Annotated in this window: 20 protein-coding genes; 9 read left to right on the top strand and 11 right to left on the bottom strand. The window is 65.8% G+C overall.

Annotated features, from left to right (window positions below; translation table 11 throughout):
- The first annotated feature begins 250 nt into the window (after positions 1–250).
- Together RM96_RS30410 and RM96_RS30405 are read left to right on the top strand one after the other, a co-directional pair.
- Complete coding sequence (locus tag RM96_RS30410; protein ID WP_039015455.1) at positions 251–1,411, top strand: acyl-CoA dehydrogenase family protein; 1,161 nt, start codon at positions 251–253, stop codon at positions 1,409–1,411.
- Between the two features lie 38 nt (positions 1,412–1,449).
- Positions 1,450–2,439 carry an acyl-CoA dehydrogenase family protein gene (locus tag RM96_RS30405; RefSeq protein ID WP_039015454.1) on the top strand — a complete coding sequence of 330 codons (990 nt, stop codon included), beginning with the start codon at positions 1,450–1,452 and terminating at the stop codon, positions 2,437–2,439.
- Between the two features lie 758 nt (positions 2,440–3,197).
- Here RM96_RS30405 and RM96_RS30400 read toward each other — a convergent pair.
- The 8 genes from RM96_RS30400 to RM96_RS30365 form a co-directional block, all read right to left on the bottom strand.
- Complete coding sequence (locus tag RM96_RS30400; RefSeq protein ID WP_039015453.1) at positions 3,198–4,751, bottom strand: SpoVR family protein; 1,554 nt, start codon at positions 4,749–4,751, stop codon at positions 3,198–3,200.
- 112 nt (positions 4,752–4,863) lie between these two features.
- Positions 4,864–6,126: a YeaH/YhbH family protein gene (locus RM96_RS30395; RefSeq protein ID WP_039015452.1), complete on the bottom strand. Its 1,263-nt coding sequence runs from the start codon at positions 6,124–6,126 to the stop codon at positions 4,864–4,866.
- Between the two features lie 37 nt (positions 6,127–6,163).
- Positions 6,164–8,086, bottom strand: a complete 1,923-nt coding sequence (locus RM96_RS30390; protein ID WP_039015451.1) for a PrkA family serine protein kinase — start codon at positions 8,084–8,086, stop codon at positions 6,164–6,166.
- 389 nt (positions 8,087–8,475) lie between these two features.
- Positions 8,476–9,675: an acyl-CoA dehydrogenase family protein gene (locus tag RM96_RS30385; protein WP_039015450.1), complete on the bottom strand. Its 1,200-nt coding sequence runs from the start codon at positions 9,673–9,675 to the stop codon at positions 8,476–8,478.
- Positions 9,676–9,838: 163 nt separating this feature from the next.
- Positions 9,839–10,618 (bottom strand): enoyl-CoA hydratase/isomerase family protein, encoded by a 780-nt coding sequence (locus RM96_RS30380; protein ID WP_039015449.1) that lies wholly within the window; start codon positions 10,616–10,618, stop codon positions 9,839–9,841.
- Positions 10,619–10,670: 52 nt separating this feature from the next.
- Positions 10,671–11,654 (bottom strand): Bug family tripartite tricarboxylate transporter substrate binding protein, encoded by a 984-nt coding sequence (locus RM96_RS30375; protein ID WP_039015448.1) that lies wholly within the window; start codon positions 11,652–11,654, stop codon positions 10,671–10,673.
- A gap of 67 nt (positions 11,655–11,721) precedes the next feature.
- Positions 11,722–13,431, bottom strand: coding sequence for a long-chain fatty acid--CoA ligase (locus tag RM96_RS30370; RefSeq protein ID WP_039015447.1), 1,710 nt, complete (start codon positions 13,429–13,431; stop codon positions 11,722–11,724).
- Positions 13,432–13,443: 12 nt separating this feature from the next.
- Positions 13,444–14,448, bottom strand: a complete 1,005-nt coding sequence (locus tag RM96_RS30365) for a Bug family tripartite tricarboxylate transporter substrate binding protein (protein ID WP_039015446.1) — start codon at positions 14,446–14,448, stop codon at positions 13,444–13,446.
- A gap of 322 nt (positions 14,449–14,770) precedes the next feature.
- On the opposite strand from RM96_RS30365, the gene RM96_RS30360 reads away from it, so the two are divergent.
- Complete coding sequence (locus tag RM96_RS30360) at positions 14,771–15,922, top strand: AraC family transcriptional regulator (RefSeq protein WP_039015445.1); 1,152 nt, start codon at positions 14,771–14,773, stop codon at positions 15,920–15,922.
- Positions 15,923–16,197: 275 nt separating this feature from the next.
- Here RM96_RS30360 and RM96_RS30355 read toward each other — a convergent pair whose 3' ends face one another.
- Both RM96_RS30355 and RM96_RS30350 read right to left on the bottom strand, forming a co-directional pair.
- Entirely contained in the window at positions 16,198–17,430 is a 1,233-nt protein-coding gene (locus tag RM96_RS30355) for a CaiB/BaiF CoA transferase family protein (protein ID WP_082016793.1), read from the bottom strand.
- A complete protein-coding gene (locus tag RM96_RS30350) occupies positions 17,430–18,344 on the bottom strand; it encodes an SDR family NAD(P)-dependent oxidoreductase (RefSeq protein ID WP_039015444.1) in 915 nt (304 codons plus the stop codon). Before RM96_RS30350 ends, RM96_RS30355 begins: the two co-directional genes overlap by 1 nt.
- 214 nt (positions 18,345–18,558) lie before the next feature.
- On the opposite strand from RM96_RS30350, the gene RM96_RS30345 reads away from it, so the two are divergent.
- Positions 18,559–19,461, top strand: a complete 903-nt coding sequence (locus RM96_RS30345; RefSeq protein ID WP_039015443.1) for a LysR family transcriptional regulator — start codon at positions 18,559–18,561, stop codon at positions 19,459–19,461.
- Between the two features lie 67 nt (positions 19,462–19,528).
- Here RM96_RS30345 and RM96_RS30340 read toward each other — a convergent pair whose 3' ends face one another.
- Positions 19,529–20,011 carry a DUF2628 domain-containing protein gene (locus RM96_RS30340; protein ID WP_039015442.1) on the bottom strand — a complete coding sequence of 161 codons (483 nt, stop codon included), beginning with the start codon at positions 20,009–20,011 and terminating at the stop codon, positions 19,529–19,531.
- An 865-nt stretch (positions 20,012–20,876) separates the two neighbouring features.
- Between RM96_RS30340 and RM96_RS30335 the strand changes: the two genes are divergently transcribed.
- From RM96_RS30335 to RM96_RS30315, 5 genes are read left to right on the top strand one after another with little or no spacing between them, the layout of a single operon-like run.
- Positions 20,877–22,046, top strand: coding sequence for an acyl-CoA dehydrogenase family protein (locus RM96_RS30335; RefSeq protein WP_039015441.1), 1,170 nt, complete (start codon positions 20,877–20,879; stop codon positions 22,044–22,046).
- A gap of 8 nt (positions 22,047–22,054) precedes the next feature.
- Positions 22,055–23,254: a CaiB/BaiF CoA transferase family protein gene (locus tag RM96_RS30330; RefSeq protein ID WP_039015440.1), complete on the top strand. Its 1,200-nt coding sequence runs from the start codon at positions 22,055–22,057 to the stop codon at positions 23,252–23,254.
- A 32-nt stretch (positions 23,255–23,286) separates the two neighbouring features.
- Positions 23,287–24,669 carry an MmgE/PrpD family protein gene (locus tag RM96_RS30325; RefSeq protein WP_039015439.1) on the top strand — a complete coding sequence of 461 codons (1,383 nt, stop codon included), beginning with the start codon at positions 23,287–23,289 and terminating at the stop codon, positions 24,667–24,669.
- A gap of 9 nt (positions 24,670–24,678) precedes the next feature.
- Positions 24,679–25,503, top strand: coding sequence for an HpcH/HpaI aldolase/citrate lyase family protein (locus RM96_RS30320; RefSeq protein WP_039015438.1), 825 nt, complete (start codon positions 24,679–24,681; stop codon positions 25,501–25,503).
- A gap of 26 nt (positions 25,504–25,529) precedes the next feature.
- A complete protein-coding gene (locus RM96_RS30315; RefSeq protein WP_039015437.1) occupies positions 25,530–26,396 on the top strand; it encodes an FAS1-like dehydratase domain-containing protein in 867 nt (288 codons plus the stop codon).
- The last annotated feature ends 336 nt before the right edge of the window (positions 26,397–26,732 follow it).

The raw sequence follows: 26,732 nt of genomic DNA, 5'->3' as shown, positions 1-26,732 counted from the left end.
GCGGGGGGGGGGGGGGGGGGGGGGGGGGGGGGCCAGGCCGTTGATATGCCACGGCGCTTCACTTCGTTGACGCGCCGGCCCTCTCCCCAACCCTCTCCCGCAAGCGGGAGAGGGAGCACACCAGCAGTGATGTATTCACCGGCGCCATATGAAAGCGCCGCCGGTTTGCTCCCCTCCTCCGCAAGCGGGAGACAGGAGCGAACACACTGAACCAGCCTTTCCCCGGCCATCAGGCCTCAGGAATTCCAACGTGACTGCTTTGCTCTCCACCTTCCAGCTGACCACCCTGCCTCCGCACGCCATTGCATTCCGCGCGCAGGTCCGCGCCTTCCTGGCCGAACACATGCCCGCGCTGCCGCCCGAAACCCGGGCGCGCTCGTGGATGGGATTCAATGCCGGCTTCAGCCGGGCGCTGGCCGCGCGGGGCTGGGTCGGCATCACGCTGCCGGCGGAGTTCGGCGGCGCCGGGCTCGATCCGTTCTCGCGCTTCGTGCTGGTGGAAGAACTGCTTGCGGCCGGTGCACCAGTCTCGGCCCACTGGATTGCCGACCGCCAGAGCGGCCCGCTGATCCTGCGCTATGGCAGCGCGGAACAGAAGGCGCGCTACCTGCCGGCGATCTGCCGCGGCGAGGCCTTCTTCTGCATCGGCATGAGCGAGCCCAATTCCGGCTCCGACCTGGCCAGCGTCGCCACGCGCGCGGTGCGCCAGCCGGACGGCAGCTGGCGCCTGAACGGCCGCAAGATCTGGACGACCAACGCCGACCGCTGCCACTACATGCTGGCGCTGGTGCGCACCTCGGGCACCGCGCAGGATCGCCAGGGCGGGCTGTCGCAGGTCATCGTCGACCTGCACGCGCCGGGCGTGACGGTGCGGCCGATCCATGACCTGACCGGCGACGCGCACTTCTCCGAAGTCAGCTTCGAAGACGTGGTGCTGGCGCCCGATGCCCTGATCGGGCAGGAAGGCTGCGGCTGGGAACAGGTCAATGCCGAGCTGGCCTTCGAGCGCAGCGGGCCCGAGCGCCTGTATTCCAGCGTGGTGCTGCTCGATACCTGGCTGGCCGCACTGCGCAAGCTGCCTGCCGGGCGGCGCGATACGGTGACCGCGGGCCGGCTGGCCGGCCACCTTGCCGTGCTGCGCGCGATGTCGCTGGCAGTCACCGCAAAGCTCGCGGCCGGCGAGAGCCCGGTCGTGCAGGCGGCCCTGGTCAAGGACCTCGGCACCACGTTCGAGCAATCGATTCCGGCGCTGGTCGAAGCCGCCCTGGGCGACGAGCCGGCACTGGCCGCGGACGGGGCGCTCTACCGCACCCTTGCCTACGTCACCCAGATTGCGCCCTCCTATTCGCTGCGCGGCGGCACCCGGGAAATCCTGCGCGGCATGATCGCGCGCGGCCTGGGCCTGCGCTGAACATCCGCACCTTCTGCACGCATACGAGATTCACGTCCATGCATAACGCCTATTCCGACGCGCTCGACACCCTGCTGCGCGACTGCTGCCCCCCCGCCACCGTGCGCGCCATCGAACGGGGCGCCGACCCGCTTGCGCTGTGGCGCACGCTGCTCGACAGCGGCTTTGCCGATTGCCTGCTGCCCGAAGAAGCCGGCGGCGCTGCGCTGCCGTTGTCCGAGCTGGCCCCCGTCCTGTTCGTGCTGGGCCGCCACGCCATGCCCCTGCCGCTGGCGCAGACGCTGTTCGCGCGCGCGCTGCTCCATGGAAGCGGCATCGCCTGCCCGAGCGAGCCGATCGCGCTCGCCAGCTTTGACGAGGATGCAGTTGCGACACTGGTGGCCGATGCAGCCAATGCGCGGTGGTTCCTGGTTCAGGACGGCACGCGCTGCCTGCTGCTTCCGGCGGCCGAAGCCCGCACCGAAGCCACCGGCGCGCACGCCGACCAGACTATCCGGCTGTATCGCCCCGATACCGCTGCTCCCGCCGCGCTGACGCTTCCTGCCGGCACGCTGCGCAGCATCAGCGCCTGCCTGCACGCTGCGCAGATGGCCGGCGCCCTGGCGCACGTGCTCGATGTGACGCTGCAGTACGCCAACGACCGGCAGCAGTTTGACCGGGCCATCGGCAAGTTCCAGGCGATCCAGCATCAGATCAGTGAGATGGCCGAGCATGTTGCGGCGGCACGTCTTGCCGCGCAGATTGCATGCGACAGTGCCTCAGCGCAGCCGGATCCGCTGCGTGCCGCCATCGGCAAGCTGCGCGCCAGCGACGCGGTGACGCCGGTCGCGGCGATTGCGCATGCGGTGCATGGGGCGATTGGCATTACCGAGGAGTGCGACCTGCAGCTCTATACGCGCCGGCTGCATGCGTGGCGCGTGGTCGACGGGTCGGAACGGTGGTGGAGTCGGGTGCTGGGCGAGGAGGTATGCGCGGAGCGGGATTGCAATGTGGTTGAGTTGGTGCGGGGGTGGTGTGAAGCGGCTTGATGGCGTTGGTTTCGCGGATCTGAAGCTGGTGCCTGCTGATGGCCTCTGTCGATGGGCGACGGGCCTGGATTCGTACTTCGGTGCCTGCGGCTGGCCTCTGTCGATGGGCGACGGCCCTGGCTTCGTACTTCGGTGCCTGCGGCTGGCCTCTGTCGAAGGCTCGACGGCCCCGTTTCGCCCTGCCGGGCGACTTCCTTTTTGACGGCGCCAAAAAGGAAGCAAAAAGCGCTTTCTTGCCCGCCGGGCGGGAGTCTTATCGTAGTGAGGTACGGTTTTTGTACGGGTATTCGCTTCAGGGCATAGCTGGACTGCCTGCCGCGCAGATCGCCAGGGGCAACGCCGGGAACAGCGCTGTCCTCCCGACCTCGTGAGAGCGGAGTGGCACCGTGATCGAACGGCGTGCCTACGGCAAGAGTCTTTGGACCACGACGGTGGTGCACGATTCGGCTGCGCATACCGACGAGCCTCAAGCTGCGTGCCACTCCGCTCTCACGAGGTCGGGAGGACGGCCTGTCAATGCCTCGCGCCGTCTCGTTACCACGCGGCAGGCATCGTAGCTATGCCCTGAAGCAAATACCCGTACAAAAACCGTCGAACACTACGATAAGACTGGCCGTCCGCCGAGGACAGTAAAGCGCTTTTTGCCTCCTTTTTGGCGCCGTCAAAAAGGAGGTCGCCCCTTCAGGGGCGAAACCTGGGGCGATCGACCATCGACAGCGCCCAACCGCAGCCACCACACCAACAACACCCCAAACCCATCAAGCCGCCAAACTCAACCCACCCCCCGGCGTCTTCCGATGCCGCCGCTCCGGCTTGCACTCATACTTAAGCTCCCGCCGCCCGTCCTCGTAAGCCACCTCCAGCCGCACGGTAAAGCCCCAAAGCCGCGTAACATGCCGCACAACTTCATCAAAGTTATGCGCCAGCGGCCGACGATCATTCTGCAGGTGACGCAACGTCAGCGAACGATCCCCGCCGATATCGACGTTGGTGACCTGGATATTGGGTTCCATGCTCGACAGATCGTACTGTGACGCCAGCAGCTGGCGGATACGCCGGTAGCCTTCGTCGTCGTGGATGGCTGTCACGCGCAGCTTGCCTTCGCGGTCGTCGTCGAGCACCGAGAACAGCTTGAGCTCGCGAATCACCCGTGGCGACAGGAACTGCAGCAGGAAGCTCTCGTCCTTGAAGTTGCGCATCGCGAAATCCAGCGTCGTGCGCCAGTCGGTGCCCGCGATTTCGGGCGCCCAGCGACGGTCTTCCTCGGTGGGGTTTTCGCACATGCGGCGCAGGTCCTGGAACATCAGGAAGCCGACCGTGTACGGATTCAGCCCGCTGTAGTAGGGGCTGTGGTACGGCGGCTGGTAGATCACGTTGGTATGGGCCTGGAGCAACTCCATCATGAACGCATCGTTGACGAGCTTTTCCTCGTACAGCTGGTGGATGATGGTGTAGTGCCAGAACGTCGCCCAGCCTTCGTTCATCACCTTGGTCTGGCGCTGCGGATAGAAGTACTGCGCGATCTTGCGCACGATGCGCACGATCTCGCGCTGCCACGGTGCGAGCTTGGGCGCGTTCTTCTCGATGAAGTAGAGCAGGTTTTCCTGCGGCTCGGGCGGGAAGAAGGCTTCGGGTTCGTTGTTCTCCTCGTCAGCCGCCAGCGCATGCGGGCGATGCTTCGGCAGGGTCCGCCACAGGTCGTTGACCTGCATCTGCAGGTAGTTCTCGCGCTCGGTCTGGCGCGCCTGCTCTTCGGTGATGGAAAGCTTCTTGGGCCGCTTGTAGCGGTCCACGCCATAGTTCTGCAGCGCATGGCAGGAATCGAGCAGCAGCTCCACTTCCTGTTCGCCGTAGCGCTGCTCGCATTCCGCCACGTAGTTCTTGGCGAACAGCAGGTAGTCGATGATGGCGTCCGCGTTGGTCCAGGTGCGGAACAGGTAGTTGCCCTTGAAGAAGGAGTTGTGGCCGTAGCAGGCGTGCGCGATGGTCAGCGCCTGCATCGGCATGGTGTTCTCCTCCATCAGGTAGGCGATGCAGGGATTGGAGTTGATGACGATCTCGTAGGCCAGGCCCATGTGGCCGCGCTGGTAGCTGCGCTCCGAGGCGAGGAAATGCTTGCCGTAAGACCAGTGGTTGTAGCCCACCGGCAGGCCGGCCGATGCATAGGCATCGAGCATCTGCTCGGCCGTGATGATCTCGATCTGGTTGGGATAGGTGTCCAGTCCGAAGTCGCCGGCAATGCGGGCGATTTCGCGGTCATACCGGTTGATCAGCTCGAAGGTCCACTCGGAACCCGTGGAGAGATAAGCCATCTTTACCCCCATTTCCGGGCACGGCAGCCGCGCCCACTGCTGTCCGCTGCGGGCCCTCCGGAACCGGAACGCCCCCAGTTGCATGCTACAGGTTCCGCGCCCGCCGTGCTGGTCAGGCTGCGCGTTTCTGGAAGAGGTCGTGCAGCACCGGGTAGATCTCGTCCGCGCCGATGATGCGCTGCATGGCGAAGTGATCGAAATGGCTCTTGACCGTCAGATACTCTTCCCAGAGGTTCTGCGGCTCCTCCGATGCGACTTCGACATATGCGTAGTACTGCACCAGTGGCAGGATCGACTCGCGCAGCAGACGCCCGCACAGCTCGGAGTCGCCGGCCCAGTTGTCGCCGTCCGAGGCCTGCGCACAGTAGATGTTCCACTGGCTCGGCGGATAGCGGTCATGGATGACCTCGACCATCAGCTTGAGCGCGCTGGACACCACGGTGCCGCCCGACTCGCGCGAGTGGAAGAAGTCCTCCTCCTCCACTTCCTTCGCCACGGTGTGATGGCGGATGAACACGACATCGATGCGCTCGTAGTTGCGCTTGAGGAACAGGTACAGCAGCATGAAGAAGCGCTTGGCGAGATCCTTGCGGCTCTCGTCCATCGACCCCGACACGTCCATCAGGCAGAACATCACCGCCTGTGCCTGCGGGCGCTTCTTCAGCACGCGGTTGTTGTAGCGCAGGTCGAGCTTTTCGATGAAGGGCACGCGGTCGATGCAGGCACGCAGGTGGCGCATCTTCTCCATCAGTTCCAGCGTGCCTTCGGCATATGGTCCGTCCTTTTCCAGCGCCTCGCTGTACTCCAGCTCCAGTTCGCGCAGGCGCTTCTGGTAGGGACTGGACAGCGCAATGCGCCGGCCGATCGAGCTGCGCATGGTGCGCAGGATCGACAGATTGGATGGCGTGCCGTCAATGGAAAAGCCGGCGCGCACCTTGCGCACTTCGGCAATCTTGGCGAGGTGGCGCTTGGCCAGGTCCGGCAGCGCCATGTCCTCGAAGAAGAAGTTCAGGAAGTCCTCGCGCGACAGCGTGAAGACGAAATCGTCCTCGCCCTCGCCGCTGTCACTGGCCCGCGAACCGCCTCCGCCACCGCCCTGCTGCTGGCGGTCGAAGGAATCACCCTTGACGAACTTCTTGTTGCCGGGGTGAATCCATTCGCGCCGCCCGCCCTGGCCGTGATGGAAGATCGGTTCGGAGATGTCCTTGACCGGAATGGACACCTGGCCACTCTGCTCGATGTCCATGATCTTCCGGCCGGACACCGCCTTCGCCACGGCTTGCCGGATCTGCTCGCGGTAGCGTTTGATGAAGCGTTGCTGGTTGACGGCACTCTTGTTGCCGCCGTTTTCGCGCCGATCGATGACCGTAGCCATAAGTTGCCCTCGTTGAGAGACTGATTCCGCGGCGCCGTTACGATGACTTTCTTACGCGCAGATACCACTCCACCAGTAGTCTCACCTGCTTGGGCGTGTATCCCTTCTCGACCATGCGGTTGACGAAATTCTCGTGCTTGTCCTGGTCTTCGCGGGAAGACTTGGCGTTGAACGAGATGACCGGCAACAGATCCTCCGTGGTGGAGAACATCCGTTTTTCAATCACCATCCGCAGCTTTTCATAGCTGGTCCAGACGGGGTTCTTGCCGTTGTTGTTGGCCCGCGCCCGCAGCACGAAGTTGACGATCTCATTGCGGAAATCCTTCGGGTTGGAGATACCCGCGGGTTTTTCCACTTTCTCGAGCTCGTCGTTCAGCGCATTGCGGTCGAGGATTTCGCCGGTGTTCGGATCGCGGTACTCCTGGTCCTGGATCCACAGGTCGGCAAACACCACATAGCGATCGAAGATGTTCTGGCCATACTCGGAGTAAGACTCCAGGTAGGCGGTCTGGATTTCCTTGCCGATGAACTCCACGAACGGCGTGGTCAGGTACTCCTTGATATGGGACAGCAGCTTCGCTTCCTGCTCCGGCGCAAACTGCTCGCGCTCGATCTGCTGCTCGAGCACATACAGCAGGTGCACGGGGTTGGCCGCGACCTCGGTGTTGTCGAAGTTGAAGACCTTGGACAGGACCTTGAACGCGAAGCGCGTCGACAGCCCGTTCATGCCTTCATCGATGCCGGCGTAGTCGCGGTACTCCTGGTACGACTTCGCCTTCGGGTCCACGTCCTTGAGGCTTTCACCGTCATAGACGCGCATCTTCGAGAAGATGTTGGAGTTCTCAGGCTCCTTGATCCGGGTCAGCACCGCGAACTGCGCCATCATCTTCAGCGTGTTCGGCGCGCATGGCGCGGCCGACAGCGAACTGCTGCGCAGCAGCTTGTCATAGATCTTCACCTCGTCGGACACGCGCAGGCAGTACGGCACCTTCACGATGTAGATCCGGTCGAGGAAAGCCTCGTTGTTCTTGTCCGCCTTGAAGGTCGTCCACTCCGCCTCGTTCGAGTGCGCCAGGATGATGCCGTCGAACGGAATCGCGCCGAAGCCTTCGGTGCCCTTGTAGTTGCCTTCCTGCGTCGCCGTCAGCAGCGGGTGCAGCACCTTGATAGGCGCCTTGAACATTTCAACGAACTCAAGCAGGCCGCGGTTGGCCAGGCAGAGGCCGCCGGAATACGAGTAGGCGTCCGGGTCATCCTGCGGAAAATCTTCCAGCTTGCGGATGTCGACCTTGCCGACCAGCGAGGAAATATCCTGGTTGTTTTCATCGCCAGGCTCCGTCTTCGAGATCGCGATCTGCGACAGCACCGAAGGGCGCAGCTTGACCACGCGGAACCTGGTGATATCCCCATTGAACTCGTGCAGGCGCTTGACCGCCCATGGCGAGGCAATGGTGTTCAGGTAGCGGACCGGAATGCCGTAGTCCTCTTCCAGGATCTTGCCGTCTTCCTCGGGCGAGAACAGGCCCAGCGGAGACTCGTGGATCGGCGAGCCCTGGATGGCGTAGATGGGAATCTGCTCCATCAGCGCCTTGAGTTTTTCGGCAAGCGATGACTTGCCGCCGCCAGGAGGCCCGAGCAGATACAGGATCTGCTTGCGCTCTTCCAGGCCCTGCGCCGCGTGCTTGAAGAACGAGACGATCTGTTCGATCGTGTCCTCCATGCCGTAGAAGTCGCGGAAGGCCGGATAGATGCGTATGACCTTGTTGAAGAATAATCGGGACAGCCGAGGATCGTGGTGGGTGTCCACCAGCTCGGGCTGGCCGATCGCGGCAAGCATGCGTTCGGCGGCAGTCGCGTAGGCAGTCGGATCCTTCTTGCAGATCTCCAGGTACTCCTGGATCGTGTATTCCTCTTCCTTGCGAGCTTCGAAGCGCGTGGCGTAATGGCCGAAAATGTCCATACCTCACTCCCGTCAGAGTCCCCCGTCCGAGGCGAAGTAGTTCTACTCCCCTGAGGCTTCGCGGCAGCTTTCGCGGTTCACCACCCCGGCTTGGCGGACCCAGCCATGTTGCGAAGACTTTACTTCATCATAGTCAAATAACGGCGATGGTGGAGTCTGAGTTGACGATTCATGCAAATGCGCAACGTGAATATCGCCTGTGCAATCACCGCATTTCACTCAGCGCCCAGCCCCGCTCGCGACGGGCCATTGACTATGCTTGTCACAAACCTTACACCTTTCCGGCGCTATCTGCACATCCGGTTTTGTAACCAGAAGCACGGAAGCCGGCGATTTCGCCGGCTTCCGTTTCTTGCGTGCAGCAGCACGCTGACACTGCTGACAACAACTCAGAGCGTGCGCGCGACCAGCTCCTTCATGATCTCGTTGGAGCCGCCATAGATCTTGCCCACACGTGCGTTCGCGTACATCCGCGCGATCGGGTATTCGAGCATGTAGCCATAGCCGCCGTGCAACTGCAGGCACTCGTCGATGATCTGGCAGTTCTGCTGCGTGCACCACCACTTGGCCATCGCCGCCGTGGCGGCGTCGAGCTTGCCGTCCATCAGGCGCAGCATGCAGTCGTCAACGAAGGTCGCGGCAATGGTCGCCACCGTCTTGCACTCCGCCAGCGTGAAGCGCGTGTTCTGCATGTCGGCCAGCGGCTGGCCGAACACCTTGCGCTCGCGCACGTATTCGGTGGTCAGCTCGATCGCGCGCTGCATGCTCGCGACAGCACCGAGCGCAATGATCATGCGCTCCTGCGGCAGCTGCTGCATGAGCTGGTAAAAGCCCTGCCCTTCCTGCGTGCCGAGCAGGTTGGCGCACGGCACCACCACGTCGTCGAAGAAGAGTTCGGCAGTGTCCTGGCCCTTCTGCCCGATCTTTTCGAGAATGCGGCCGCGACGGAAGCCCGGCAGGTCGCGCGTCTCCACCATGATCAGCGACACGCCACGCGAGCCGGCTTCCGGATCGGTCTTGGCCACCACGCAGACCAGGTCGGCGTGATACCCGTTCGTGATGAAGGTCTTTGCACCGTTTATGCGATAGCAGTCTCCGTTTGCGGTCCTTTCGCGCACCGCGCGGGTGCGTACCGATTTGAGGTCGGAGCCGGCGCCGGGTTCCGACATGGCGATGGCTGCGACCATTTCGCCGCTGGCCATCTGCGGCAGCCATTTTTTCTTCTGTGCTTCGGTGCCGTAGTTGAGCAGGTAATGTGCCACGATGCCGCTGTGCACGTTATTGCCCAGGCTGGTGCAGATCCCGCGCGCCATTTCGCGGGTGATGACCGCTTCATGGGCAAAGGTGCCGCCTCCGCCGCCGTATTCCTCGGGGATGCTGGCGCACAGGAGCCCGATCTGGCCGGCGCGGCGCCAGACGTCGCGGTCGATGTAGCCTTGCCCGGCCCAGCGCGCCTCGTTCGGCACCAGCTCGCGCTCGACAAAGCGGCGCACGGTTTCCTGGAACATGGCCAGGTCTTCGTTCATCCACGGTGTCTCGCGCACGGTGGATGCAGCGCTGTGGTCGGATTTATGGTCGGGAGATCCCATGACGTCTTCTGGTTTCGGAGTGGATTGGAGTGAACAGGGCTGCGCTCCGGGTGCCGGTGTGCGCTGCCTGCTCTATATAGATACGTTGCAAAGACCCGCTGGCGGAATCTGACTGCCCTGCCCGCGGGATTGCTGCGGCGCGACAGACCTGGTGGCTGGATAGTCAGTCGGGCCAGCGGTAGCGCAGCGGCTGCTTGGCCATGAAGCGGTCCGCGGCTTCCCGGCGGTACCCGGTGGAGAAGGCGATGCCCTGCCCGTCCGCTTCCATCGCCAGCATGGTGTGCAGGTCCTGGTTGAGCGACGCGTTCAGCGCCTGCTTGGTCAGCCCGACCGCTACCGGCGAGGCCTCGGTAAAGGCCCGGGCCAGCGCCTGCGCGCGCTCGGACAGGCTGTCCTGCGGCACGATTTCCATGACGATGCCAAGGTCTTGCGCAGCCTGCGCGTTGAGCTCGCGCATCGAGAACATCAAGGCCTTGGCACGCTGCAGGCCGATCATGCGCGGCAAGGTGTAGAACACGCCACAATCAGGGATCAGGCCCATGCGCAGGAATGGCAGGCCGAATCGCGCACGCGGCGTGGCGAGGATGATGTCCGCCGTGAGCGCCAGGCTGAAGCCGGCGCCGTAGGCAGCGCCGTCCACCGCGGCGATGACGGGCACATCGAGCTGGATCAGGTCTTCCAGCCAGCCGTGTACCTGCTGCAGCCGCCGCCGGCCTTGCGAGGCGTTGATCTCGACCTGCATCGAGCTGATATCGCCGCCCGAGGAAAAATCGGTGCCTGCGGCGGTCAGGATCAGGGCGCGCACGCTGTCGTCGGCCCGTACGCGGCGCACGGCTTCGCCGATCTCGTTGCGCATCGGTATCGACAAGGCGTTCTTGCGCGCAGGCGAATCCAGGGTCAGGGTGGCGATGCCGTCCTCGACGGCGAAGCGAATGGTTTCCATCGGTTGGCTCCGTGAAGCGGAATGTGGAGGAAAGCGGCTGCGGGCGACCGCCTCAGTCGAGCTGGATGCTGGCATCGCGCACGATCTTCGCCCACTTGGGTGTGTCGCCGGACACCACGGCAGCCAGCTCCTGTGGCGTCGAGCCAACCGGCTGCAGGCCCATGCCGGCCAGCTTCTGCGTCACCTCGGGCAGCCTGACGATGCGCGCGGTCTCGGCCGCCAGCCTGGCAACCACGTCCTTCGGTGCATTGGCCGGCAGGAACAGCCCGTACCACCCGCTGGGCTCGAAGCCCTGCAGGCCGAGTTCGGCAAAGGTCGGCACGTTCGGCAGCGCCTTGTAGCGCTGGGTGCCGGTGATGCCCAGGATCTTGAACTTGCCGCTGTTCAGGTAGGCGTGCGCCGAGGTCACATCCACGAAGGCGCAATCGACCTGCCCGCCCAGCAGGTCGCTGACCAGGGGCGCGGCGCCCTTGTATGGGATGTGCGTCAGCTCGATGCCGGCCTGCTGCTTGAGCAGTTCGCCATGCAGGTGCGCGGATGTGCCGTTGCCATACGAGCCGTAGCTGAGCTTGCCGGTCCTGGCCAGCGCCAGGAACTCACGCATCGTGCCGGCCGGCACGCGGTTCGGCACCACGAACAGGTCTGACGACCTGGCGATCAGCGATACCGGCGTGAAGTCCCTGGCCACATCGTACGGTGTGCGCTTGTAGAGGCTGGGCGACTGGATCAGCGCGGTGATGCCCAGCAGCACGGTGTAGCCGTCGGCGGGCGCCTTGGCGACCGTGTCGTTGCCTAGCATGCCGCTGGCGCCGGGCTTGTTTTCCACCACCACGGGCTGCCCCAGCACTTCCGCCAGGCGCTGGCCAACCAGGCGGCCGACCGTATCGGTGCCGCCGCCGGCCGGATAGGGAATGATCATCCGGATCGGCTTGTTCGGATAGTTCGGCTGCGCCAGTGCCGCGCCGGCGCGGCCGAGCATGGCGGCGCCTGCCAGGGTGCCGGCCTGTGCCAGCCAGGTTCGTCTGCTGCTCTGCATGCTGTCTCTCTCTTCGGTCTGTGCGGCCGGTCCGGCGGTTTTCCGCTCTGTTGCCGGCGTCTGTGGGTCAGTTCGATTTGTCCGCCTGCATCTCCAGGTCCTGCAAGGCGCGCCACTGGATCTTGCCGGTGGCTGACTTGGGCAAGGCGTCGACGAACTCGACGATGCGCGGAACCTTGTAGGCCGCGAGCCGCTCGCGGCACCAGGCCATGATCTGGTCAGGCCCGGCCTCGGCTGTGCCGCGGGCATCGGGCCGCAGCGCCACGATGGCCTTGACGGTCTCGCCGCGGTGGGCGTCGCGCGCGGCGATCACGCAGGCTTCGTGGATGGCCGGGTGCGAATAGAGCAGGTTCTCCACCTCGGCCGGCCAGACCTTGAAGCCCGAGGCGTTGATCATGCGTTTGAGGCGGTCGCGCATGAAGAAGTAGCCTTCCTCGTCCATAAAGCCCAGATCGCCGGTGCGCAGGAAGCGCTTGCCGTCGATCTCGACAAAGGACTCCTCGTTGGCTTGCGGATTACGCCAGTAGCCCTGCATGACCTGCGCGCCATGCACGACGATCTCGCCGGTCTCGCCCTGCGGCAGTTCGGCCAGCGTAAGCGGGTCGATCACGCGGGCGTCGACGCCGAAGGTGGCAATGCCGAGGCACTCGCGCTTGGGCTTCTGGCGCGGGTTGGACAGCAGGAAAGCCGCCGTCTCGGTCATGCCATATGCCTCTACGTACGGCAGGCCGAAGCGCTCCTGCAGCATGTTGGCCACCGCATCGGGCATGGCCGCGCCGCCGCCGCCGAGGAAGGCCAGGCTCGACAGGTCGCGTTGCCCGATGCCGGGCTGCGAGAAGAAGTCCACCAGCATCGCGGGCGGCGCGCCCCACACCGAGGCGCGGTAGCGCTCGATCAGGTCCGCCGCCAGCGCACGGTCCCAGCGCGGCATCAGGACGACGGTTGCGCCCAGGTAAAGCGGCGAGTTCATGCAGTTCTGCATGCCGAGCAGGTGGAACATCGGCGCCACCGCCAGCACCACGGCCTCCGACGTGCTGCTGCGCCAGACCTGCGAGCCCACCGCCGCGCTCATCATCGAGCCGTGGGTGTGCATGCAGCCCTTGGGATTGCCTGTGGTGCCTGAGGTGTAGGCCAGCATGCACAACGTGTCATATCCGGCAGCGTGCGGCAGGGGGCGATGCCCCGCGCTGTTGGCGGCTTCCCAGGCAACCGGCATGGCGCCGCCCGGGGCAGGCCTCAGCGCCGGAGCCGGCTCGCGCAGCCAGGCCGGAACCGGCAGGTCGCCGTCGTCGCGCAGCATGGCGGCGTAGTGATGCACGATCACATTGCGCAGGGCCTCGCCGTGCAGCTTGGCAATGCGGTCGTAGAGTTCGCTGCCGGCAAACGCGGCCACGGCGCCACTGTCGGACACCACATGCGCGAGTTCGGCCTCCAGCCACATCGGATTGGCCGGCACCACCACGCCCTCCGCGCGCAGGATCGCGTAGTACGCGATGATGAACTGCGGGCAGTTCTGGCTGAACAGCACCACCCGGTCTCCCGGCTGGATACCGCAGGCGTGCTGCAGGTAGCCCGCCATCCGCTCGATTTCGTCATGCAGCGCCGCATAGGTGATGGCGGTGCCGAAGTACTGGATCGCAGTCTTGTCCGGATGACGGTGCGCGGCCACCTCGACGTTGTAGAACAGGCTGGTGCGCGGGACATGCAGCTCGGCCGGCAGGCCGGCCGGCCAGGCGGGGGAACGGAAAGGCTTGGTGGTGCTTGCTACTGGCTTCATCTCAGATAACGCTTAGTCAAGTCGGATATTGCGGGTACGGATCACCTTGCCCCAGCGCGCGTAGTCGCTCTGCACGGTCTGGTTGAAGGCATCGGGCGTGCTGCCGGTGAGCACGATGCCGAGATCGTTCATGCGCGCCTTGATGTCGGGCTGGGCCAGCACGCGGTTGACGTCGGCCGAGAACTTGTCGACGATCGGCCGCGGCGTGCCGGCGGGCAGCAGCAGGCCGAACCAGCCCGTCATGTCCATGCCCGCAATGCCGGACTCGCGGAACGTGGGTACGTCGGGCAGTTGCGGCGAGCGCGAGGCGCCTGTTACGGCCAGCGCCTGCAGGCGACCGGAGGCGGCGTGGGGCCTGGCGCCCATCACCGAGATCACTGCCATCGGCACCTGGCCGCCCAACAGGTCATTCAGCTCGGGAGCTTCGCCTTTGTACGAGACATGGACCATGTCCAGCCTGGCGGCCTCATTGAAGATCTCGCCATACAGGTGGCCGCTCGAACCAGTGCCGTAGGAACCGTAGGAGAACTGCTTCGGCCTGGCACGCACCAGCGCGATGAATTCCTTCAGGCTAGTGGCCGGCACCGAGTTGTGCACCGCAAAAACCAGGCTGGTCGTGCCAAGTTCGGTGACCGGGACAAAGTCCTTGACCGGATCGAACGGCGGCTTGGCATAGAGGCTTGGCGCCTGGACCAGCGTGGTGATCGTCAGCAGGGCGGTGTAGCCGTCAGGCTCGGCCTTGGCGACCACGTCGGAGCCGATCATGCTGCTGGCGCCCGGCCGGTTCTCCACCACGACGGGGCGTTTCCACGCCTTGCCGAGGCCGTCGGCGATCGCGCGCGCCAGGACGTCGGTGGCGCCGCCGGCCGGGTAAGGCACCACCAGCCGGACCGTGCGCGCGGGAAATCCTGCTTCCGCTTGCGCGGCACTCGCCCCCAGCAACCCCATTCCGATACTGCCCACTGCCAGCGCTGTGGCGCCAAGGCGCAGCAACGCACTACGACGATCTGCCTGCATGTGGTTGTCTCCTTTGGTGTTTCCTGTCGCGGGAGTGTCCGGGGTTGTCCCCGGTTTCTGGTTCCCGCTGGATCCGGCCTGGCGGCTGGGATGCCCGGTCGCGCCGGGCTTTGTAATAGGTGGAGAGTGCGCGATGCTGCGGCGCGTGGACAATGACCAGACAATCCAAAATGATTGGCCGAATCGCTCAGGTGGAAGGCAGCCTTTGGCAAATCCCGATTGTGCGTTGCGGCCGGCCCTTGCTAAGGTCTGGCTCAGACCGGAAATCCTGCCTGCAACTAGGAGGCGGTGACCGGCGCGCTCCACCAGGACGAGGAGACTCATGCACATCGTTGCCACGCCTGCGCACCGCCCGTCATTGACGGTCAGGCAGCGCATCGTCACAGGGCCAGCCGCGGCTGGTCACGCCATGCCAGTCCTTGCGGGGGCACCGGCCCCCGCGCGCCATACCATCGCCATCTGCCAGGTCCGGCGGATCCTGCAGGGCGCGCGCCGGCAGGGCTGGGACGTCGATGCCCTGCTGCGCCGCGCGGCGATTTCGCCGGCGCTGCTGGGCTCGCCAAACGCGCGCGTGACGCAGGAGCAGTACGCAGCGCTGATCCGCACACTGCGCCGCGTCACCCGCGATGAACTGTGGGGCCTGCTCGGCCGTCCGGTGCCGCCGGGCGTATTCGCCCAGGTTTGCCGCACGGTGATCCACTGCGGCACGCTCGAAGAAGCCATCCATGCCGGCCTGCGCCTCTACCGGCAGCACATCGACGCGTTCGCCCCGCGGCTGCAGCGCAGCGCGGATGGCACCACTGCCACCCTGCTGCTGCACACCCGCACGCCAGCCGCGCCGTGCCAGGCCTTTGCCGAATCGACCTTCGTCCTGCACGCCTACGCGCTGGCAAACTGGCTGATGGCACGGCGCGTGCCGCTCACCAGGGTCGACCTCAGCGCCGCCGCTCCGCAAGGGCAGACCGATTCGGCGCGGGTCTTCAATGCCACGGTGCACTATGGCCAGCCCGTCACCGCCCTGCATTTCGACGCGGCGTGGCTGCGGCTGCCAGTCGTGCAGGACGCCTGCAGCCTGCGTGACTTCCTGCGCGATACTCCACGCAACCTGCTGGTCCGCTATCGCGACAGCAGCTGCCTGGCCGAACGCATCCGCCTGCACCTGCGCTCGCAACTGGACCGTGAGCTGCCGTCGCTGGAAGAGATGGCGCAGTTGCTGCGCCTCACGCCGCAGACCTTGCGCCGGCGCCTGCGCGACGAGGGGCGTGGCTACCAGAGCATCAAGGACAACCTGCGGCGCGATGTCGCGATCGACATGCTGGAGCATTCCGGCCTGACGCTGCAGGACGTGGCGCTGCGGCTCGGCTTTTCCGAGCCGAGCACCTTCCATCGCGCCTTCAAGAAATGGACGGGCGTGGCGCCGGGGGAGTACCGGCTGAGGGGAATGCAGCGGCAGCCAGAACAGGCGGCCGCCTGAAGAAGCAAAAAGCCGGCGGTGAAAACACCGCCGGCGCATACTGCTGACAAACCTTTCCGGCGCCGCTCAGCGCAAGCGAATGCCACCGGTTTCGGACAACCGTTTGTGTGCTCCCTCTCCCGCCTGCGGGAGAGGGTTGGGGAGAGGGCCGGTGTATCCACTAAGTATTGCCAGTGGTATGCGACCGCCTACCCTCTCCCCCGGCCCCTCTCCCGCAGGCGGGAGAGGGGAGCAAACCGGCAGCATGCCGGCGCTGTCAGACCATACGGCAAGATTCAGATCACGCCCTGCTCACGCAGCGCGGCGATCCGTTGCCCCGACAGGCCAAGGACTTCTTCCAGCACCCGCTCGGTATGTTCGCCAAGGCGCGGCGGTGCCGCGTCGTAGCGCACCGGCGTCGCGGACAGGCGCAGCGGGCTCTTGACCGTCGGGCAGACGGCGCCGTCGCTGCGCACTAGGTCGACCTGAAGTTCGCGATGGCGCACCTGCGGGTCTTCCAGCACCTGACCATAGTCATTGATCGGCCCGCACGGAATGCCCTGCTTCTCCAGCGCTTCCACCCAGTGCGCGGTGCCGCGCGTGCGCATGTGGGCTTCGAGCACCGGCACCAGCGTGTCGCGATGGACGATGCGGCCGGGCCCGGTGGCAAAGCGCTCGTCCGCCGCCAGGTCGGGCCGCTCGACGCCGCGGCAGTAGGCCTGCCACTGCCCGTCATTGCCGGCCGCGACAATCATGTAGCCGTCGGCGGTGGCAAACACGTGGTACGGCACCATGTTGGCGTGAGCGTTGCCGTAGCGCGGCATGGCCTTGCCGGTCACGCGCTGGGCGATGATCGGCGTGGCGCCGACCGCCACCACGGCATCGAGCAGGGCCATGTCGATATGCTGGCCCTCGCCGGTACGCTCGGCGTGGCGCAGCGCGGCCAGCACGGCAACCGTGGCGTACATGCCGGTCAGCATGTCCACCACCGCCACGCCCACTTTCTGCGGACCGCCGCCGGGCAGGTCGTCGCGCTCGCCGGTGACGCTCATCAGGCCGCCAAGGCCCTGGAAGATAAAGTCATAGCCGGGCTTGTGCGCGCTGGGGCCGGTCTGGCCATAGCCCGTGATCGAGCAATACACCAGCGACGGATTGATTGCCTTGAGGCTTTCGTAGTCCAGCCCGTAGCGCCTGAGGTCGCCGACCTTGTAGTTTTCGAGCACGATCTGCGACTTCGCCGCCAGCTCGCGCACGATGGCCTGCCCTTCGGCGCTGGCGATATCGAGCGTCAGCGACTGCTTGCCGCGGTTGGCGCCGGCGTAGTAGGTGGCATCGCGCGAGGGCTGGCCGTCGGCATCGGGCAGCCAGGGCGGCCCCCACGAGCGGGTGTCGTCGCCCACGCCGGGACGCTCGACCTTGATGACCTCGGCGCCGAGATCCGCGAGGTTCTGCGCGCACCACGGACCGGCCAGGATGCGCGACAGGTCCAGTACGCGCACACCAGCCAGGGCCCCTTGGATGGCCGCCATCAGATCGGGTCCCAGCCAATCACGTCGGGCGAGCGCTCCAGCTTGAAGAAGCTGTTGCGCATGGCCGGCATGGCGATTTCGGCCACCGTTTCAGCGGTCCAGCCTTCGCTCAGGTGCACCGAGCGCACCGGGCGCGGCTGGCTCATCAGCATGATCTCGTTGGCACGTACGGCGAAGATCTGGGCGTTGACCTCGCTGGCCGCAGGGCTGGCCAGGTAGACCGCCACCGGGGCGATCTTGCCCGCTTCCATCTTCTGCAGCTTGGCAACGCGCGCCTTTTCTTCCGGGGTTTCGGCCGGGATCGAGCTGGTCATGCGGCTCCAGGCGAACGGGGCGATGCAGTTCGAGCGCACGTTGAAGCGCTGCATATCCAGTGCGATCGACTTGGACAGCGCCGCGATGCCGAGCTTGGCCGCCGAGTAGTTGGCCTGGCCCAAGTTGCCGATCAGGCCGGAGGTGGAAGTCATGTGCACGTAGGCGCCGCTTTCCTGGTCCTTGAAATAGTTGGCCGCCGCGCGGCTCACGAAGAACGTGCCGTTAAGATGCACATCGATCACCGAACGCCATTCTTCTTCGTTCATCTTGAAGAACATGCGGTCGCGCAGGTTGCCGGCGTTGTTGACCACGGCGTCGATGCGGCCGAAGTTATCCAGCGCGCATTGCACGATGGCGTTGGCGCCGTTCCAGCTCGACACGCTGTCGGTATTGGCCACCGCCTCGCCGCCGGCCGCACGGATTTCCTCCACCACGCGCTGCGCGGGGCCGGCATCGCCGCCTTCGCCGGTCATCGACACGCCGAGGTCATTGACCACGACCTTTGCGCCCGCGGCTACCATCGCCAGCGCAATGCCGCGCCCGATTCCACCGCCTGCGCCCGTCACCAGCGCTACCTTGCCTGCCATCAAACCGCTCATTGCGTTGCTCCTCTGAATACTTTTCCGGTCACCTGACCGTAGTCCGGGCGAATAGTCGGGCCAGATTCCGTGCGATAGCCGGCTTCCCTGCGGGTTCGAACGCCTGCAAGCGGACCTGCCCAATGTCATTGCCGTGCCGGATACGATAAATTGGCGGGCGAGACATTGGAATTCACAAATCACAAAACTGGCCTTTGGCCTGACAGAACCCCCCATGCATTACGACCTGACCGACCTGCGCCTTTTCCTCAACGTCGGTGAAACCGAAAACCTGACCCGTGCGGCGGAGCGCAGCTTCCTCTCGCTGCCGGCGGCGAGCACGCGCATCAAGCAGCTCGAAGAGGCTTTCCAGACACAATTGCTGATCCGGCAGGTCAAGGGGGTGCGTCTCACGCCGGCCGGCGACGCCTTGCTGCGCCACGCCCGCGAGGTCTTCCGCGAGCTCGAATGCCTGCATTCCGACCTGCGCCCGTATGCGAAGGGGGTGAAGGGCCGCGTCAGGCTGCTGGCGAACACCACCGCCACCAACTCCTTCCTGGCCGCCGGGTTGTCGCGCTTCCTGACCGAGAATCCGGACGTGGATGTCGAGCTGGAAGAGCACCTGTCGCAGGAAATCGTCTCGGCCATCAGCGCGGGCGCCGCCGACTTGGGGATCGTGGCCGGTGAAGTCGCCACCCAGGACCTGGACGTGATGCACCTGTGCAGCGACGAGCTGATCGTGATCGCGCCCGTCAATCACCCGCTGCCGCAGTTCAAGCGGCTGCATTTCGCCGACCTGCTGGATACCTGCCGCTTTGTCGGGCTCAACCAGTTCAGCGCGATCCAGTCGTTCCTGGACCGCATTGCCAGCGGTATGGGCAAGCGCATCAGCCTGCGGATCCAGGTGGGCAGCTTCGATGCCGTCTGCCGCATGGTCGAGGCCGGCGCCGGCATCGCCATCGTGCCCAACAGCTGCGCGCGGCGCTACGCCAGCCGCAAGGTCTTGCGCTTCATCCAGCTGGAAGACGAATGGGCCAAGCGCGAGCTGCGGCTGTGCCGCCGCCCGGGGCGCGAGCTGCCGCAGTTCGCGGAAACGCTGATCCAGTATCTGGTTGAGGCGGCGCGCGAGCCGGTCTGAGGGGCGTGCCCACAGGAAAGGAAGCGGATCATATTGCGCTCCTTGTGGCTGCCTGAACTGAAACTGACTAGACGAGCAGCCCCGCCAGCGGCCGCAACGACACCACCATCACGGCAATCAGCAGGGTCATGGCGAACACGCCCAGCCAGCTGGTGCGCCCGCTGCGTGCCAGCGAATCGCTGACCAGCTCCGGCGAAAAGTGATATTCGCGCAAGTGGCGGATCATCGCCTCGGCATGCCATCTGTAGAGCTGATTGCCGTAGCAGCCGAGCAGCAGCGCCATGGCATATGTCATCGGCCGGGCCAGCTCGGGCATCCGGATATGGAACAGCGCCTGCAGGACCGGTTCAGCGCAAAGGATGATGGCGTAGACGCCGACCTGCCAGTACATGCGCCGGTAGGCCATCCAGAACGGCCCGCAGGCAAAGGCCGCCCAGTTCCACGACATGCCGCCGTGCGCCGCGGCCTGCTCCCATTTTTCGCGGTAGTACCCGAAGCGCGGCCCCACGAACGTGGCCAGTGCCGCTTCGTCGCTGATGATTGCCTTCATGCTGCCCTCCACTGCATCACTGCTTCACTGCATCGGGCCCTGGCAAGGACCGCTGGCGCCCAGCATAGGCCAGCCGCCGCGCCACCAGCGTGCGCTGGCCCGCATTGAGGGCGCATTCGGTGAAGGAGTGGGGGGAAAGCGCAGGAAGCAGGTTGCGGCTACAGCACCGGGACCGGTGAGGCCCGCCGGAGGGTAGCGGACGCTGCCCGGCGGCGCAAAGGCCGCCGGGCGCTGTCCATCTTGTTTGCCCCCCTCGGATTCCATGCCCGTCATGACTGGCTGCGCCAGCCCGGCATGTCCTCCGTCGCCACTTCCCGATTTCGCGAGCCCTGCGGCTCCTCACAGGAATCGCACGGCCCGCCAGTGCATTGTGCCGGGTCGCGAACCCGGAAGCATCACCAATATTGATGATGCCGTGCGGCTTGCTGCCTTGCCTGCCGCACTTTCCCGGCGCCGCTCGCGCATGCCGTGGGCGCAATCCTACACAGCAAGCGGAACGGCCCCGACACCCCCGGCCGCGCCGCCTCCCTATAGTGGAATCACCCCAACAGGAACAGGATAGGAGCAATACCATGCCGTACATTCTTGCCTGGCTTCTTGGCGTCCCGGCCTTCGTGCTGATTCTGATCTGGCTGTTCATGCATTGACCCCCACAGGATCCCCCTCCGGCGGCCCGGCCAGTCGCCAGCCTCTGCCAGATCTCCCCCCATGCCCGGTCCCCGGGCATTTCTTCGCCCTTCGTCAGCCAGGGTGCACAGAACTGCATCGCTTCCGGCCCTCCTAAGCCGCTCTTTCGCAAATCCGAATTTCGGTGCAGGGGGGCCTCGGGAATAATGGCCCCATTCAAATCGACCGGGCCTACCCCATGCTTGCAGAACAGGATCAAGACCAGCTGTTTCCGGAAATCCGCGAAGCCGTACGCGACCTTTGCGCGGGCTTCGACTCGGCCTACTGGCAGCGCGTGGAAGAACAGAACGCCTTCCCCGAGACCTTTGTCCAGGCCCTGACGCAGGCCGGCTGGCTGTCGGCGCTGATCCCGGAAAGCTATGGCGGCTCCGGCCTGTCCCTGACTGCCGCGTCGGTGATCATGGAAGAAATCAACCGCAGCGGCGGCAACTCCGGTGCCTGCCACGGCCAGATGTACGTGATGGGCTGCCTGCTGCGCCACGGCTCCGACGCGCAGAAGAAGCGCTGGCTGCCGGGCATCGCCTCGGGCGAGCTGCGCATGCAGTCGATGGCCGTGACCGAGCCCACCACCGGCACCGACACCACCAAGCTCAAGACCACCGCCATGCGCAAGGGCGACAAGTACGTCATCAACGGCCAGAAAGTGTGGATCTCGCGCGTGCAGCACTCCGACCTGATGCTGCTGCTGGCCCGCACCACGCCGCTCGACCAGGTCAAGCGCAAGTCCGAAGGCCTGTCGGTGTTCGTGGTGGACCTGCGCGATGCCATCGGCAAGGGCCTGACCGTCCAGCCGATCCGCAACATGGTCAACCATGAGACCAACGAGCTGTTCTTCGACAACCTGGAAATCCCGGCCGAGAACCTGATCGGCGAGGAAGGCAAGGGCCTGAAGTACATCCTCGACGGCCTGAACGCCGAGCGCATCCTGATTGCCGCCGAATGCGTCGGCGACGGCTACTGGTTCGTCGAGCGCGCCAGCAACTACGCCCGCGAGCGCATCGTGTTCGACCGCCCCATCGGCCAGAACCAGGGCGTGCAGTTCCCGATCGCGCGCTCCTACGTCAACGTCGAAGCCGCCAGCCTGATGCGCTACAAGGCCGCGCAGCTGTTCGACGCCGGCAAGGCCTGCGGCAAGGAAGCCAATATGTCCAAGCTGCTGGCCGCCGACGCCTCGTGGGAAGCGGCCAACGTCTGCCTGCAGACGCACGGCGGCTTCGGCTTTGCCGCCGAATACGACATCGAGCGCAAGTTCCGCGAAACTCGCCTGTACCAGGTTGCGCCGATCTCGACCAACCTGATCCTGTCCTTCGTGGCCGAGCACGTGCTCGAACTGCCGCGTTCGTTCTGAGGCCGCGCATGTCCGCATCTACGCCCAACGGCATCCGCCCGCTCGACGGCATCCGGGTAGTCTCGCTCGAACACGCCGTTGCCGCCCCCTTCGCCACGCGCCAGCTTGCCGACCTTGGTGCGCGCGTCATCAAGATCGAGCGTCCCGGCGTGGGCGACTTCGCGCGCGGCTATGACCAGTCCGTGCACGGCCAGGCCTCGTACTTCGTCTGGCTCAACCGGGGCAAGGAAAGCCTGACCCTGGACCTGAAGGACAACGAGGCGCAGGCCATCCTGCACCGCCTGCTGGCCGATGCCGACGTGCAGGTGCAGAACCTCGCGCCCGGTGCCGCCGCGCGCATGGGCCTGGACTTCGACAGCCTGCACGGCAAGTATGAAAAGCTGATTGTCTGCGACATCTCGGGCTACGGCGACTCGGGCCCCTATCGCGACAAGAAGGCCTATGACCTGCTGATCCAGGCCGCCGCCGGCCTGGTGGGCCTCACCGGCGGCCCGAGCGAGCCGTCGCGCGCTGGCGTTTCGATCGCCGACATCTCGGCAGGCATGTACGCCTACAGCGGCATCCTCTCGGCCCTGCTGCAGCGCGGCCGCACCGGCAAGGGCCTGCGCGTGCAGGTAACCATGCTCGAGGCAATGGCTGAGTGGATGAACCAGGTTCTCTACTTCGGGCACTACGGCGGCAAGCCGCCGGCGCGCTTCGGTGCTTCGCATCCGACCATCGCCCCGTATGGCGTGCACCGTACCGGCAACGGCAGCGTCATCTTCAGCGTGCAGAACGAGCGCGAGTTCGCCAATTTCTGCGAGATCGTGCTCGGAAACCGGGAACTGGCGCAGGAAGAGCGCTTCTCCAGCAATACTGCCCGCGTGCGCAACCGGCCCGAACTCACCGCCATCATCGAGGAACGCTTCGCGTCTATGACCGTGGCGCAGGCCGAGGCACTGCTCGACCAGGCGCAGATCGCCAATGCCCCGATGAACGACATCGAAGGCGTATGGAACCATCCGCAGCTGCAGGCGCGCCAGCGCTGGCGCGAAGTCGCCACCCCGGCCGGTCCCATCGACGCACTGCTGCCGCCTGCCAACCTGTCCGGCGTGGAGCCGGTGATGGGTGACGTGCCCGCACTGGGCGCCCACAGCCGCAAGATCCTGGCCGAGCTTGGCTATGGCGACGGCGACATCGCCGCGCTGATGGACAAGAAGACCGTCTGATCCAACCTACAACAAGATTCCCCGGAGCCGGCATGAGCCAACCCGCAGACCAAACCTACCCGACCCGCCAGCTTTGCGAATTCCTGGCCAGCTTCACGCTGGCCGACGTGCCAGCGCCCGTGGTCGAGCGCACCAAGGACCTGTTCCTCGACTGGATCGCCTCCGCCATTGCCGGCAAGGATGCGCCGGCGATCCGCCGCATCCAGGAATTCGCCGCCGCCATGGGCCCGTCGCAGGGCGACGCCGAAGTGCTGGTCGACCGCCGCCGCACCTCGCCGTACTTCGCCGCGCTGATCAACGGCGCGTCGTCGCACGTGGTCGAGCAGGACGATGTGCACAACGGCTCGGTGCTGCACCCGGCCGCGGTGGTGTTCCCGGCGGTCGTCGCCGCGGCGCAGGCGGAGGGCAAGACCGGCGCCGACGTGCTGCTGGCCTCGATTGCGGGCTATGAAGCCGGTATCCGCATCGGCGAATTCATGGGCCGTTCGCACTATCGCGTGTTCCACACCACCGGCACGGTCGGCACGCTGGCCGCCGCCGCGGCCGTCGCCAAGCTCTACGGCCTCGATGCCGAGGGCATCAACCAGGCACTTGGCTCCGCCGGCACGCAGGCTGCCGGCCTGTGGGAATTCCTGCGCGACGCCGCTGACTCGAAGCAACTGCACACGGCCAAGGCCGCGGCGGACGGGCTGCAATCGGCATGGCTCGCACGTGCAGGCTTCACCGGCGCAAAGCAGATCCTGGAAGGCGCGCAGGGCATGGCCGTCGGCATGTCGAGCGATGCCAACCCCGCCTGCCTGACCGACGGCCTGGGCACGCGCTGGGCCACGGCGGAGACCTCGTTCAAGTTCTTCGCCTCGTGCCGCCACACGCACCCCGCCGCCGATGCGCTCAAGGCGCTGATGCAGCGCGACGGCATCACCGCCGACCAGATCGCCAGCGTCACCACGCACGTCCACCAGGGCGCCATCGACGTGCTCGGCCCGGTGGTCAGTCCCGCCACCATCCACCAGGCCAAGTTCTCGATGGGCACGGTGCTGGGGCTGGTGGCCGTGCACGGCCATGCCGGCCTGGGCGAGTTCGAGCAGCATGCGCTGCAGGACCCGAAGGTAGCAGCCTTCCGCGGCAAAGTAACCATGGAGCTCGACAACGAGATCAACGCCGCCTACCCGCGCCAGTGGATCGGCCGCGTGACCGTACGCACCACCGATGGCCGCACCCTGGCCGCGCGCGTGGACGTGCCCAAGGGCGATCCGGACAACACGCTGTCGCGTCCCGAGCTGGAAGCCAAGGCACTGCAGCTCGGCGCCTTCCGCCACGGCGCCAGCGAAGCCGAAATGCGCGCCATCATCCGCCGCGTGTGGGCGCTGGAGCAGGAACCCAACGTCAACGACTGGCTGCCCGCCGCACGCTGAGGCTTCTACATGTCCACTGCAGTCACTTACCTGTTCGTGCCGGGCGACCGGCCCGAACGCTTCGACAAGGCCACCGCGGCAAATCCGGACGTAATGATCCTCGATCTCGAGGACGCCGTGCACCCGGACGCAAAGCCCGCGGCGCGCGAGGCCATTGCCGCCTGGCTGGCGCAACGTCCGGCCGCCCGCGCGTATGTCCGCATCAATGACAGTGCGTCGCCGGCCTTTGCTGCCGACATGGACTGGCTGCGTGTACTGCCACCGGGCACCGCACTCGCCGGCCTGATGGTGCCTAAGGCAGAACACGCTGCCGCGCTGGCCGACATCGCGCAAGCCCTGCGCCAGGTCAATCCGCAAGGCGAGATCGTTGCCATCATCGAGACCGCGCTTGGCCTGCATCAGGTCGACGCCGTCGCCACCGCGCCCGGCGTGGCCCGGCTGGCGTTCGGGTCCCTCGACTACGCCGTCGACCTCGGCTGCAGCCATACCCGCGATGCACTCGCCTTTGCGCGCGCGCGCATCATGCTCGCCTCGCGCGTGGCCGGCTTGCCGCCACCGATCGATGGCGTCACCACCGCGCTCAAGGACGAAGCCGTCCTCGCCGACGACGTGGCCTACGCACGCGAGCTCGGCTTTGCCGGCAAGCTGTGCATCCATCCCGCGCAGCTCGCCGCGGTACGCGCCGGCTTCCTGCCCACGCCCGAGCAGCTCGACTGGGCCCGCCGCGTGCTGGAAGCCACCGCCAGCGGCAGCCACGCCGTGCAGGTCGATGGCAAGATGGTGGACCGCCCCGTCATCGAGCAGGCCCGCCGCCTGCTGGCGCTGGCGCAATGACACCCGACCCGAATCCAGAGACAGCCATGACTGACACCCACCCTGAACTCGAACGCCTGCGCGGCTGGATCGGCCGCAGCGAATCCCGTACCGAGACCCTGACGCCCGAGCCGGTCCACGGCCTGGCCGCCACCTTCGACCTCGATCCCGAAGCCGTGGCACGCGGCCCGCTGCCGCCGCTGTGGCACTGGCTGTACTTCCTGCCGCGCGCGCCGCAGCGGGAACTCGGCCGCGACGGCCACCCGGCGCTCGGCGGCTTCATGCCCCCGGTGCCGCTGCCGCGCCGCATGTGGGCCGGCAGCGAACTGCAGTTCGATCGGCCCATCCATATCGGCGACACCGTCACCCGCACCTCGACCATCAAGGACGTGCAGCACAAGAGCGGCCGCACCGGCGAACTCTGGTTTGTCGCCGTCGACCACGTGCTGACCGTCAACGGCCAGACCGCGGTGACGGAGCGCCATGACATCGTCTACCGCGCCATGCCGGAAGTCGGCAAACCGCAGCCGCCGCGTCCGCGCCTCGAGCACAAGCCGACCTGGCACCGGAGCGTGAATGCCGATCCGGTCATGCTGTTCCGCTACTCGGCCCTGACCTTCAACGGCCACCGCATCCACTACGACCGCGAGTACACGCGCGACGTCGAGGGCTACCCCGGCCTGGTCGTGCACGGCCCGATGCAAGCCATGCTGATGCTCGACCTGATCGCCCGCGAACAGCCGCAGGCACGTGTGCGCCGCTTTGGCTTCCGCGGTCTGGCCCCGCTGTTCGACATCGACACCGTCACGGTCGGCGGCACGGCAGATCCGTCGCAAGCCGGCAAGGTGATCCTGTGGACGGGGGACGACGCCGGCGGACAGGCCATGCAGGGCTGGGCCGAACTGGAAAGCTGAGCATGGGTGCCGAGCCGTCAGGCAGTTCCGACAGCGTGCCCGGGATCGCTGCCGGCATCGGCTCAAGGCGAGGTAGATCTCCTCTGATGTGACTGAGGCTGGTGGCTCCGGATTGGCTATGTCGTAGGTCGACGGCCGCGTTTCGCCCTGCCGGGCGACTTCCTTTTTGACGGCGCCAAAAAGGAAGCAAAAAGCGCCTTCTTGCCCGCCGGGCGGGAGTCTTATCCTAGCGTGTGCGGGTTTTTGTACGGGTATTCGCTTCAGGGCATAGCTGGACTGCCTGCCGCGCAGATCGCCAGGGGCAACGCCGGGAACAGCGCTGTCCTCCCGACCTCG

The organism is Cupriavidus sp. IDO (assembly GCF_000812465.1).
Taxonomy (GTDB): domain Bacteria; phylum Pseudomonadota; class Gammaproteobacteria; order Burkholderiales; family Burkholderiaceae; genus Cupriavidus.
The sequence above is the reverse complement of the archived record's forward strand: the minus strand, read 5'-3'. Positions and strand labels throughout refer to the sequence as shown.